1 protein-coding gene is annotated in these 323 nt (G+C 67.5%); it reads left to right on the top strand.

Annotation, left to right across the window (positions count from 1 at the left end; genetic code table 11):
* Positions 1-133: 133 nt before the first annotated feature.
* Positions 134-323, top strand: a 190-nt coding sequence (locus AC5P1B_RS35920) for a helix-turn-helix domain-containing protein (RefSeq protein ID WP_493892233.1), incomplete at its 3' end; no start/stop codon positions are given.

A 323-nucleotide genomic window follows, 5' to 3' on the forward strand; every position in this document is an offset into this window, starting at 1 on the left:
ATCTGGACCAAGACAGCCGAGGAGATCCTCGACTCCCTCGCCCGCTTCTGCCGACGGATCTCCGGCGCAGGACACTACTGAGGTTTTCGGGTTGGGGTGACGGTGGTCTCGGTGATGGGTGTAGTCCGGTGGCATGCGGTATCCCGATGGTGGCGGCCTGACCGCGAGGCAGCGGGCCCAAAGGGAGCAAGTGCGGTTCGAGGCCGCCGAGTTATTCGCGCGAGGAGTGTCTCCGCCACAGGTCGTCCGGCGGCTGCGGGTCTCGCGGAAGTCCGCGTATGCCTGGCACGCCAGCTGGCGGGACGGCGGCACGGAAGCACTGC

The sequence above is a fragment of the Streptomyces sp. A01 genome, from assembly GCF_059026195.1.